This is a genomic window from Lactobacillus apis (assembly GCF_002837055.1).
GTDB lineage: Bacteria > Bacillota > Bacilli > Lactobacillales > Lactobacillaceae > Lactobacillus > Lactobacillus apis.
Map to the genome: position 1 here is coordinate 14,063 of NZ_PDKP01000006.1, position 12,050 is coordinate 26,112.

The following is a 12,050-nucleotide window of genomic DNA, read 5'->3' on the forward strand; positions in this document are numbered from 1 at the left end:
TATTTGTTAGGTTATACGTTTACTTAACTTTCTGTATTTTTAACTATATGAATTTCACGGTCGAATAACTGCTTCATTTGTTCATTAAAGTTATGAGCTATAAAGATTACCGTTGCAGAGGTTGCAGTTACCTCACGCAAAATTTCCATCGTAGCTTGTTGATCAATCGCACTAGTTCCCTCATCAATTAGAATCAATTCACTGTGATGAACTAATGCACGTACTAAAACAATTTTTTGCCTTTGTCCGCCAGAAATATTTAACTTATTCAAATCGATTTGCTGATCCAGTCCTTGGTCAAACTTAGCAATATCTCCATTAAGCTGAACTTTTTCTACAAGCGAAGGTAAAGCACTTTTTAGTTTATCAGCAAACATCGTCATATTGTCAGCGATACTTGCTGGAAAGAGAACAGGATCTTGAGGGATATAACCAATTTTCTCCATATCAGGATTAATTGGCACGCCGTTTTTATTCTTGAAAACAATTTTTCCCGTAGTCGGCTTAAGCTGTTCTAGAATAAGTTTAAATAAAGTTGATTTACCTGCACCTGAATCGCCAGTTAATAGTATTTTTTCACCTGCTTTAATATCAATATCAGGGAATTTTAGACTCTCACCATTTGGAAATTGTAGGCTAAGGTCACGAACACTCAGCTCCGCAGGTGCTGAGACTTGTTCTAGTTTAGGCTGTTCAACACTTTTAGTTTCCTCAGCAATTTTTTTATTTAAAGATTGGGCACCCTTCATCTGGCCGTATGAATTAACGATTTCTTCAACGCCCATTCTTAGATAATATTGACAGTTTCCAACACCGATAATAACACCAAAAGCAACTAGTTTTTGCTGAAATAAGTAGCCAGCTAATAAAAATAAGATTGTTGAAAAGCAAACTGAAATTAACCCATTAACAATAGACAGCAGTTGCATGACCCCATTTTGTTTAACATTTGCATCCTCCAAGTCTTTGGCTGCCTTATCTGTTATCGCAAATAATTTTTCACCGGCAAAATAGCGTTGTATTTCTTCTAAGCCACTAAGCCACTTGTCTAAGCAATCCAAATACTTTTGATTACTTTCAGAAATGTGAGTTATTGCCTGCTGTAAGGGTTTTTCAAGCAATTTAGGCACAGCTAACGAAATAATCACCATCAAAGTGACCGCTAAAAGTAAACTCCAGTGTAATGAAATTAATAACGCAACAACAGACACGATAATTGCTACACCACCGAGCAAATTGAAAAAGGGTTCTAAATAATTTTCTTGGCTTTGAACTAAGTCATTAGTTAATCCATTCTGGACCTGCGCTACAGGGTGCTCTTTTTGATCTTTATAAAAATGGTCAATTGTTTTTTGACGAATAGCAGCTTTATATTGTTCCTCTTGTTTAGATTGAAGGTAACGTAGCAGTCCTTGCAATAAATAATCGATCAGGATGAATACAAAACTAGCAAGAACCATAACCATGAAAGTTCTAAAATTACCTTGCTGAATTGCTGTAGTTTCAATGATTACAATTAATGAATTAACAATCATAAGTGCATGAAAGCTAATTAGCACTACCATTATCACTACAAAGCGTAATGGGTTTTGCTTAAAAAAACCTTTAATAGTCATTTCTACTTGACCTCCTTTTTCTTTGCTTTTAGGCAGATTTGATAATCAAATTTTTCCATTAAATCAGGACTAAAATTATGTGCAATTAGCAAGACCGTTTTATCTGTTTGCAGCAGTTCACTAATGATTTTATTAGTTGTCTTGCTATCAACTGCACTTGTTGCCTCATCCAATAAAAGAAATGGTTTGTCATGTATTTCAGCCCTTGCTAAAACAACTTTCTGTCTTTGCCCCCCAGATAAGTTTCCTTGATCTAAATCAACATTAGTGTCAATTTGTTGTGGAAAGCTTGCTATGTCTGAAGCTAGCTGTACGTTTTGAACTGCCCCACTTAATCTGGAACTTAGTTTTTGGTTAAACATCGTAATATTATTAGCAACCGTATCCGGGAAAAGCGTAGCGTCTTGAGCCACATAACCTAATTCAGCTTGCTTAGGTAGTAGTTTGTTACCAGCTTGATCAATAAAATAGATCTCTCCGTTTTGGGGCTCAATTTTACCCAATAGAACCTTGAAAAGTGTTGACTTTCCAGTGCCAGAATCACCTGTTAGTAGAACTTTATCGCCTTGATTAATAGAGAAATCGGGATAAGTGATACTTTCACCATTTTGATATTGAACCTCTAGGTTCCGACATTTCAAACCATACACTGCAGCCTTAGGCTTTCTTTCAGGTAGCGGCTGAATGAGTTTAGTAACATCAGCACGTAATTCCTTTGTTGAACGAATTTGGGTAATTGCACTAATGATTTCCCATAAGCCATTAAAAATAGTTGAGGCAAAACTGCTAGCAATGGCCCAGTCACCCAGAGATATTATATGTCTGAAAAATAGTAGACCAGCCCAGAGACCTGTTCCCACTTGACCGATTGAGTTGCCCACGCCATTAATTGCAATTGCAATAGACTTCATTTTATTACTATTTACATTGGCATCTGTAAGTTTCTGGTTATCTTGACCAAGCGCTTTGGCTAAACGGCCACCAGCACCATAACGTCGTAATTCTCCTAGACCAGAAAACCAGTTCTCAATTGTATTTAAAAATTGCGCATTCTTCTGAGCTGCTTTAGCAGTTGAACTGGACAATTTTTTGGTCATGATTTGAGGTAAGCAAAGAACAATAATCGTTACTACGGTCACAATCAAAATTAATGACCAATGCAATGTTAATAGTGTTCCTATTGCCATAATGATGCTTAATAAATTAATCCAGATTTTTATCCATGGTGTCGCATAATCGTCGGACAAAACTTTGAGATTATTTCCCAATTGATTCTGCATATCTGCAACCTTAGTTGGTTCGGCGGCATAATAGTGTTTCATTATTTTGGCGCGAATTTCGTGCAAATATTCTTGAATCTGCTTGTTAAACAAAAATGTTCCTAGTGGTAGTAGAAGAATAGTAAAAATTGAAATGATAAGTTCTAAAACTATCCAAAAAGCAAACCCGCTCCAGTTTCCATTACTAAGATCATTAGTTATGTATTTGAAAAAATATGTTGTTGCAGTACCACTTAATGCATAAGCCAAGAAAACTAATAAAATTAAAATTGTTCTTGGTATGCTAGTCTTTAATAATTGCTTTAGTGTCAATGGTCTCAAGCCTCCTTAATTCATATTTCTTATTAAAGTCTAATTTTATTTTAAATTCAATCTGATTCAATTAAGTGGTCATTTTTTCCAACTAAGTGACACATATTTTATTAGTAAGATAATTTAGTACATAGAAAAACCCTGAAATCAGTTTGGTTTCAGGGTTTTATTACGTGTCATTTTAAATTTTAATGCTTATCTTTTTCATATCTGGTATTAAACAAAGGACTAAGTGGTTCATTCTTTTGAATACACTTAATTGCATCCCCAATTAACGGTCCCACTGAAACAAGTGAAGTCTTATCCAACTTCTTCTCTGCAGGCTGGTTAATTGAATCTGTTAATACCAAGCTTTTAATCGGAGAATCATTTAAACGTTTAATGGCTGGACCAGATAAAACAGCATGTGTAGCACTGGCATAAACTTCAGTTGCACCTGCATCAATCAATGCTTGTGCAGCTAACGTGATAGTTCCAGCAGTATCGATCATATCATCAATAATGATTGCTCGCTTACCTTTAACATCACCAATGATGTTCATTACCTCGGCAACATTAGCACGTGGTCGACGCTTATCAACAATCGCAATTGAAGTGCCTAGGAATTCTGCAAGTTTTCTAGCACGAGTAACACCACCATGATCTGGTGAAACTACAACTGCATCCTTTTCCAGATTATTTCTTAAGAAGTAATCTGCAAGTAATGGTGCACCCATTAAATTATCTACAGGTATATCGAAGAAGCCTTGAATTTGAGGTGCATGTAAATCTAGTGATAATAGTCTAGTGGCACCTGCTTCTTGCAACATATCAGCAACTAATTTAGCTGTAATTGGTTCACGTGGACGAGTCTTGCGATCCTGACGAGCATAGCCATAATATGGAATTACAATATTTATCGTCTGTGCACTTGCGCGGCGAACAGCATCAATCATAATCAACAATTCCATCAAATTATCATTGACTGGTACACTCGTTGATTGAATTAAATATACGTCCTTACCACGAACAGATTCGTCTATATTAATTTGAATTTCCCCATCGCTAAAGCGTTGTACACTAGATTCACTAAGTGGAATCCCAACGCGGTCCGCAATTTTTTGTGCTAGCGGCAAATTCGAATTGAGGGCAAACAACATCATATTGTCTTTATAAGACATAATTTCCTCCGTATTAAAATGTTAACAACTTATTATTTTACCAAAAGTTGTCCGAAAAAGCTTTTTCCTATACTATTATTCAACTTTAGCGGACGACATTCAAGCCCCGAATGCTAGAATGTGCAGATAATGCGTAAGTTTTCCACTTATTTTAAAAGAAATTTTTATTCATGATCTAAGACACTACGAATATTACCATGATATTTCTTTAGTAATGCGGCAGCTTCATGTTCAGTCTTTCCTGTTTTAGCCATCACAATTGCTTGAGCCACATTTTTGTTGGCCTTTTCTAAAAACTGTAGTGCCTTTTTAGTGTCAATATCGGCAGTTGCACTAATGATGCGACATGCTCGATCAACCAACTTTTCATTAGTCGGCTGTACATCAATCATCATATTTGAATATACTTTTCCTTGCTTAATCATCACGCCTGTGGAACTCATATTCAAAATCATTTTTTGAGCTGTTCCGGCCTTCATCCTAGTTGAACCAGTGACTACTTCAGGACCAACCACCACTTCAATAGCAATATCTGCATGCTGACCAATAACAGAATCTGCTACACAGGCAATTGCAATTGTTAAAGCACCTTGCTTTTTGGCATAGGCTAATCCGCCAATCACATATGGTGTTCGGCCACTTGCAGCTAAGCCAAGTACAACATCATTTTGAGTTAAAGCCAAATCACTTATATCCTTTTCACCCAGTTCTGCTGAATCTTCGGCGCCTTCTACAGCTGAAAACATTGCACTTTTTCCGCCAGCAATTAGTCCGACTGCTCTTTCAGGCTTAATACCATAAGTCGGCACTAGCTCTGCAGCATCTAATACGCCAAGCCGTCCACTAGTTCCAGCACCAAGATAGATTAAACGACCGCCATTAGAATAATTTTTAGCTGCTGCATCAATTGCATGGACAATTTGCTCATTTTCCTGTCCTACTGCCTGAGCAACTTTCTGATCTTCTTGGTTAATCGTATTAACCATTTCTAGTGTTGACATTCTATCAATTTCACTAGTTGCAGGATTACGCTCTTCAGTTTTTAACTCTTTAATTTCCATTTTTATCCTCTACTTTGTTGTAACAGTTGTAACAATTTGGTCAGCCTTCACCTGTTTAGTAGAAATAGGACTAATTTGAGCTACATCGTCCATATTATTAACAATGGTCATCACATCTGTAGGCTTATTGGCCGCTTTAACTGCTGCAACATCCATTTTGGCAATTAAGTCTCCTTGTTTTACATGCTGACCACTTTTTACATTAATTTCAAATGGCTCACCTTTAAGTTCAACCGTATCTATTCCAAAATGCAGAACTATTTCGAGTGGTCCTTCTGCTGACTCCATCGTAATCGCATGTTTGGTATCCATTATTGTTAAAATTCGCCCATCAACTGGTGCAACAATCTCATCACTATCTGGAATAACAGCAAAACCATCACCCAACATTTTTTGCGAAAACACATCATCAGGTACGGCAGTTAATGCTTCAAGTTGACCACTAACTGGACTAGCTAAAGATACTGAAACACTATTTTTCACTTCATTTGTTTCCTCAACTTGGTTTACTAAAGTGCCATCTTCATTTTTTGCTAGCATTGCATCTTGAGGAACTCCCCATAAATAAGTTAAAACAAATCCACCAAGGTAAGCTGCTAATAAGCCAATGCAGTAATATAGAGCCTTGTTATTCGCAATTAATGGTATCAGCGCAACTCCTGAGGTACCAATTGCCGTTGATCCTACATTGCCAAAAGCACCTAAGACTGCACCACCAATACCACCGCCAAGACAGGCAGTAATGAATGGGCGTCCAAGCGGGAGCGAAACCCCATAAATCAAGGGCTCACCAACACCTAAAATTCCAACTGGCAATGCCCCTTTTATTAACTTAGTTAACGCTTTATTTTTGCGGCATTTAATCCATAAAGCTATTGCCGCACCCACTTGGCCTGCACCAGCCATAGCTAAAATCGGTAGAAGTGGAGTATAGCCTATTTTTTGAATCATTTGAATATGAATCGGCGTCAAAATTTGGTGGATTCCAAAAAGAACCATTGGTAAAAATACTGCACCTAAAATAAAACCGGCAATTGGACCACCAACTTTAAGTACCCAATTAATACTGTTAACTAGTGAATTTGAGATCCAACCCGCAAAAGGCATGACAATAAAGATAGTAGCTAAACCCATTATTAAGAGCGTTAAAAATGGTGTGAAAATAATATCCACAGAATCGGCTATATGCTTGTGGAAAAACTTTTCTACGTAAGAAAGTAGCCATACAGATATTAAAACTCCAATGATACCACCCTGTCCTGCAGCAAGTGGTTTGCCGTCAAACACGTTCGGAATAGTAACTGGCGGTAATACATTTGGCAACATAATAATTCCACCAATAATGCCTCCTAAACCTGGTGTAGCACCAAATTCTTTGGCGGCATTAATACCAACATAAATGTTTAGATAGGTAAATAAGCCAGAAGAAATTACACCTAAAACAGTTATGCTCAGATTCCAGCTTGGTGGCAATATTTTAACTGTCATCAAGTTTCTCAGCATCCCAACCACACCAGAAATCAGTCCCGCACCAACAAAGGCAGGAATAAGTGGAATGAAGATAGCAGAAATATGTTGTAAAATTGCTCTCCACCAGGTTTGCTTTAAACCAGCTTTTTGCGCATCATGAACCGTTTTTGCTTTTTGTATTACCTCTGATTTATCTTGTTGATATGTCTCGGTACTTGACGAACTTGGTGCGGTAGCTGGGAAAGGATCATTCTCTTTTACACCGGCAGCATCAACCATGCTTTGAGCGACTTTAGTATTCACCCCTGGGCCTAAAACAATTTCTAAAGTTTCACCGTCAACAACTCCAATGACACCGTCTATTTTCTTAAGTCCGGCTAAGTCAACCTTATTTCTGTCTCTTATTGAAATTCGTACCCTTGTCATGCAATGATACAACGATTTAACATTTTCGATTCCACCGATCTGGTCATAAATTTTTTGTCCCAAATCTGTATACTTGTCTATACTCATTTAAGCCTCCCTGCTTAAAAAATAACTTGCTAGTTACCAAAATATTACTGCTTTTAGAACACAAAAACCACGGAGATACTTTTTCAGTATATCCGTGGCTTACAAAAATTATTGAACTAATAAAAATTCATCCGTCGTTAACCGATGAGCACCTAATTTAGTTAATAAGTGATTATAATGATTCGTTACTGGTTTAATAGAAGAATCATATCCGTCCGAAATTAATGTAACTGAGTAGTCGCGACTCAATGCACTCTTTACTGTTGCCTGAACACAGGTATGATTCATTAACCCCACCACAACAACATTTTTAGGATTAAGATCATGTACCTTCTGAGCAAAGTTTGTTTGTGTAAATGGACTTGGTTCGTTCTTAGTGAAAACTGGTGCCGAGCTCTCGACCTTCAGCTTAGAAGAAAAGTCACCAAGGTTTTCCTGCTTAACGTATATAACTGGATCGTTATTTTCTTCAAACTTTTTAATGACACGGTTAATCCGTTCAAGCAACTTTGTCTTCTTGCTCGAAAAGTGCATCGCTTGTTCCTGAACATCAACTACTAACAATAAATTATCGGCTGACATAATTATCCTCTCAACTAAAAATATTCCTTTGAAACCGTTTTTATTATAACGCTATATTGTTGATATTCAACCTAAACTTTATTACTCGCTGTAAGATAAATTACTCATCCGATGTAAAGAGTAGCTTTTTACCCGCTTCTATTTGATTTAATAATGGCAAATCTTCCTGTATCACCTGCGCTAAAACGTTAACCCGTTTATCAGCTGGCAAATCACATTTTGTGATTTGTAACTCACCTTGATAACGCATATATAAGCTATTATCACATGTAATCGTTCCTTTAGGACGTGCCAGAGCTTCGCTATTAGGAGTTGTTCCAAAGAGCTGCCGTTCACGTCCTTCAGCTAAACGAATAACTTTTTCTGCACAATCCCTTCGATTGTGCCATTCGTGACTAAATAGCTCTGGTACATCTTTGTTTATTCGCAGCGTAATTGCATTCTCTTTAATGTAGTTTTTAAAGCTTCTCAGTGATGCCTGAGATAAGTCAGCATCACCGATAAAAACGTGATCACAGCCGAGCTCTTTCAATTCAAGCATCGCTGCCAATGGATTTTCTTTTCGTTGCTGTTCTACTGTCGGCAAGCCCTCATTAATTGGCCCTCTCTTTTTTGCATCTCCCGCAACAAAAGCCATCGTCTGCAAGTTCATTTCATGCAGCCAAGCATTTTTGGCAGCTAACCAATTTGTGGATAAACCAGTCTCTGGTCGTGGATAATAATTATGCCACGCTTGTAAATGTGTAAAGTCGGCACAATAACTTCGCAATGCAGTAGCATCCTCTTTTTCAATCGTGCTTGCATTTAGTGCTATCGGCATCTCTTTTGATAACTTTGCAATTGTGCTGTAATCAACTCCTGAATCTATCCTTAATCCTGTTAAATGCAACTTTTTAACCTGATCAATATCGGTAATTGCTACACCTAATTTCTCCAAGCCAGCCTTAGAAACATCCGCAATTAAATCTATATCCAGATTACTACACCACTTAGTTAATTCCCCCAAGCGCTTTAAAACTAGTTTATCATCATCTTCAGGAATATTTAGAGAAGTAAAAATTGTCGTTAAACCAGCATTACGCATTGCCAATAAGTAGTTATAATCAGCGGCTGTTAGGTCATGATCCAGATAAATTGAAAATCCAAGCATTTTTTCTCTTTCCTTCATAAAAAACTGTTATTTTTATTATACTTTTTTGAAAGCGATATCAAAATAAAAAAGCTACAGGTTAAACCTATAGCCTTTTCTTTTGCAGAAAACTAGTTTTAGTTATTTTCTTCAAGTACAAATGTACTCCATGGTTCCACTAGATCAAGTAAATCAAGATCATCCTCTCTCAAGTGGCCAACCAGATTACGCCTACCGTCATTTTCAAATGGAGTTAAGACAATTTGTAGCTCGCCCTTATAGCGAGGATACTTGTCATTTACAACTACAACATCACCAAAATCAAAGGTAGACTTCTCATTATTATGAGCAGTAATGTCCTCATCGGAATAAACCACACGTGGCATTGTGTCACGTAATAAGTATTCAGAAGCGTCACCACGGTATAGATGTTTATCTTTTAAACAAATTGTTTGTTCAATTGGTAGAACACCTTCTTCAAAATCAATTCCTAAAACTGGAAATGGACTATTGAAGGCTTCAGCAGCTGCAGCAAGTTCTTCCTCACTAGCAAACGCATTACCAATGATAATGTCATCAATCATTTTGCTTAAGCGTAAGTGTGTCACTTGGCTAGCAATGTTTCTTTGACGATCACTTTCCATTGTTGGTAAGCCTTCATGAACAGGCCATGGACCAAATTGAGCATTCTTTGAAGAAATAAATGCAGCGGTGTGTAAACCATATTCACGATATTTAAGTGAATACTCCATAAAAATGTCTTCACTCAAACCAGTATATTCCTGTGGATAGAAATTATGGCAACCAATTAAGTTATCAGGCTCTGGATCATAAGACATAATGCTATCAAGGTAATTCGTACCACGACTCATATTAAGCTCAATCTTTAATCCGTATGGATTATGAGTCATTGCTGCTTCTTCCATCCCGCTGAAGCCTTCGTCTAAGCGCAGGCCCCAAACGCCTAAGTCATGGAAAAAGACTAAATTATTGTAGTCAATGTTTAATTCCTTGAATAAGCCCGGATTAATATCAACAACAGTCGTAAAGCCTAGCTTATTTGCATAAGCAACATCTTTTTTCAACTTAGCTAATAAATCTTCGCCATCATCGCTTTTTAATTGTAATAGCGATGTAAAAATACGCTTATAACCATATTTATGAGCCAAATCCATGTACTTTTGATCTTGTTCAAAAGTACTTTGCTCTGGATAAAGTGATATACCTAATTGCTTCATAATTTTTATTACTCCTTAAACTAGGACTATTCTGCTTCAGGTTTCATATTGTTAGCAGCGATAACGAATGGTACATAGATAAAGAAACCTATAACCATGTTAACAGCCTGTAACACAATTGAACGCCAATCCATTGTTCCTAAAAATGCGTTGAGGAATGGTGGCATTGCCCAAGTTATTTGTGCTCTAACTGGGTTAACCAAGCCAAACTTCAAAGCAGCATATGAAATTGAAACCATAACTAATGGTGCAAGAACAAATGGAATGAAGTAGATTGGATTCAAAACAACAGGCATACCAAACATTACAGGTTCGTTAATGTTGAAGATACCAGGAACTAATGAAACTTTTGCGACAGCACGTTGATCTTCACGTTTTGAGAAAATCAAGATTGCTAATAGCAATAGTAAGGTGGAACCTGCACCACCAATCCAAACATAAAGATCAAAGTCTGTTCTTGTCCACATGTAAGGTAATGTTTTACCGTTGTGGTAGGCATTAACGTTAGCAATCAACGCAGTAGTCCAAATACTTTCGGTAACTGGTGCAAGAACGTTGGTACCGTGAATACCGAAGAACCAGAATAATTGAACCAAGAAGGTAATCAATAATACTGACCAGTAACCTTGACTGACTTTCATCAAAGGCTCTTGAATTGTCTTTGAGATAAAGTCAATAACAGTTGTGTTGTTGAGTTGGAATAGATAGTTAATAATACCGACAACATACAAACCTGCAACAGCAGGAATAATTCCAGTAAATGCGTTAGAAACTGCTGGTGGAACACTAGCAGGCATCTTGATTGTAATATGTTTCTTCATCAACATGATGTATACGGCAATAGCAATACCGCCCATGATCATTACTGTGAAGAAACCGTAAGCACCAAAGTACTTGTTAAAGTTGAAGTAACCCCATGCACTAACGTTTTTACCAGCTACAGCTGCACCAGCGTCAGTGATAGCTTTAACATCTCCCTTTGTTAAAGCAGCTTTTAAATCAAGTGAGAAGCTCTGTGGCAGTCCCATGATAAAAGTACCTAAGGTAACTAAACCACCAGCAATTGGTTCAACTTTGTATTGAACACACATTTGGTAACCAAATGTAAATGCAAATAGCAAACCTAGAACAGCGGTTGTCCCTGTCCAGACCAATGCATTAATGGCAATTAGCCATTGCATTGAATTCACAAAGCCGGTCCAGCCGAATTGATTTGGTAGATCTCTTACTAACGCATTAATAACATTAGCTACAGAACCTGCCATAATCAATGGCATGATAGAAATGAAAGCATCACGCAAGGCTACAAGCCAGCGAACCGAACCTATCTTTGCTGCAACGGGAACGACATGCTTATTTAACCAGTTAATTAAAGCATTCATTTTAATTTCCTCCTACTATTTTTAACTACACTTGTATTATATCATAGTAGATGAAATCGCTTTAGAAAAAGTGAAAAAAACGCATTAAATAATAGTATTTAATAGGGTTTTTGTATAGTTTTAGATGTATAAAACCATAAATATAAGCTTTTAAAATAGAATACTTCCGATAATACAAAAATTAAATAACGATTTCTTCTAATTTTATAAGGTAATTAACATTATTAAAGTCAATTACACTAAAGGAGATTTTTACATTGTAAAATAAAAATGCCACCAAATATTTGGTGGCATTTTTTATAAACGC

The 12,050-nt window shown here is 36.9% G+C and carries 9 protein-coding genes; all 9 read right to left on the bottom strand.

Annotated features, from left to right (window positions below):
- Positions 1 to 23: 23 nt before the first annotated feature.
- The 9 genes from CRG87_RS05300 to CRG87_RS05340 all read right to left on the bottom strand — a co-directional run bounded on the left by CRG87_RS05300 (position 24) and on the right by CRG87_RS05340 (position 11,743).
- Positions 24 to 1,616: an ATP-binding cassette domain-containing protein gene (locus tag CRG87_RS05300; protein ID WP_074425814.1), complete on the bottom strand. Its 1,593-nt coding sequence runs from the start codon at positions 1,614 to 1,616 to the stop codon at positions 24 to 26.
- A gap of 2 nt (positions 1,617 to 1,618) precedes the next feature.
- The gene (locus tag CRG87_RS05305) at positions 1,619 to 3,208 is read right to left on the bottom strand and encodes an ATP-binding cassette domain-containing protein (RefSeq protein WP_074425815.1); all 1,590 of its coding nucleotides are present in this window, start codon (positions 3,206 to 3,208) and stop codon (positions 1,619 to 1,621) included.
- A 188-nt stretch (positions 3,209 to 3,396) separates the two neighbouring features.
- The gene (locus tag CRG87_RS05310) at positions 3,397 to 4,368 is read right to left on the bottom strand and encodes a ribose-phosphate diphosphokinase (RefSeq protein WP_046307695.1); all 972 of its coding nucleotides are present in this window, start codon (positions 4,366 to 4,368) and stop codon (positions 3,397 to 3,399) included.
- A 164-nt stretch (positions 4,369 to 4,532) separates the two neighbouring features.
- On the bottom strand, positions 4,533 to 5,429 hold the full coding sequence (gene murQ, locus CRG87_RS05315) for an N-acetylmuramic acid 6-phosphate etherase (RefSeq protein WP_101138690.1): 897 nt from the start codon (positions 5,427 to 5,429) through the stop codon (positions 4,533 to 4,535).
- Positions 5,430 to 5,438: 9 nt separating this feature from the next.
- Entirely contained in the window at positions 5,439 to 7,412 is a 1,974-nt protein-coding gene (locus tag CRG87_RS05320) for a glucose PTS transporter subunit IIA (RefSeq protein ID WP_074425817.1), read from the bottom strand.
- 108 nt (positions 7,413 to 7,520) lie between these two features.
- The gene (locus CRG87_RS05325; protein ID WP_074425818.1) at positions 7,521 to 7,994 is read right to left on the bottom strand and encodes a cysteine hydrolase family protein; all 474 of its coding nucleotides are present in this window, start codon (positions 7,992 to 7,994) and stop codon (positions 7,521 to 7,523) included.
- Between the two features lie 100 nt (positions 7,995 to 8,094).
- Positions 8,095 to 9,144: a MupG family TIM beta-alpha barrel fold protein gene (locus CRG87_RS05330; RefSeq protein ID WP_074425819.1), complete on the bottom strand. Its 1,050-nt coding sequence runs from the start codon at positions 9,142 to 9,144 to the stop codon at positions 8,095 to 8,097.
- Between the two features lie 116 nt (positions 9,145 to 9,260).
- Entirely contained in the window at positions 9,261 to 10,361 is a 1,101-nt protein-coding gene (locus CRG87_RS05335) for a DUF871 domain-containing protein (RefSeq protein WP_074425820.1), read from the bottom strand.
- A 26-nt stretch (positions 10,362 to 10,387) separates the two neighbouring features.
- Positions 10,388 to 11,743, bottom strand: a complete 1,356-nt coding sequence (locus CRG87_RS05340) for a PTS sugar transporter subunit IIC (protein WP_074425821.1) — start codon at positions 11,741 to 11,743, stop codon at positions 10,388 to 10,390.
- Positions 11,744 to 12,050: the final 307 nt, after the last annotated feature.

Coding starts and splice junctions, on each gene's coding strand:
- CRG87_RS05320 (WP_074425817.1), bottom strand. CDS start 7,412: ATGAGTATAGACAAGTATACAGATTTGGGACAAAAAATTTATGACCAG.
- murQ (WP_101138690.1), bottom strand. CDS start 5,429: ATGGAAATTAAAGAGTTAAAAACTGAAGAGCGTAATCCTGCAACTAGT.
- CRG87_RS05330 (WP_074425819.1), bottom strand. CDS start 9,144: ATGCTTGGATTTTCAATTTATCTGGATCATGACCTAACAGCCGCTGAT.
- CRG87_RS05310 (WP_046307695.1), bottom strand. CDS start 4,368: ATGTCTTATAAAGACAATATGATGTTGTTTGCCCTCAATTCGAATTTG.
- CRG87_RS05340 (WP_074425821.1), bottom strand. CDS start 11,743: ATGAATGCTTTAATTAACTGGTTAAATAAGCATGTCGTTCCCGTTGCA.
- CRG87_RS05335 (WP_074425820.1), bottom strand. CDS start 10,361: ATGAAGCAATTAGGTATATCACTTTATCCAGAGCAAAGTACTTTTGAA.
- CRG87_RS05300 (WP_074425814.1), bottom strand. CDS start 1,616: ATGACTATTAAAGGTTTTTTTAAGCAAAACCCATTACGCTTTGTAGTG.
- CRG87_RS05325 (WP_074425818.1), bottom strand. CDS start 7,994: ATGTCAGCCGATAATTTATTGTTAGTAGTTGATGTTCAGGAACAAGCG.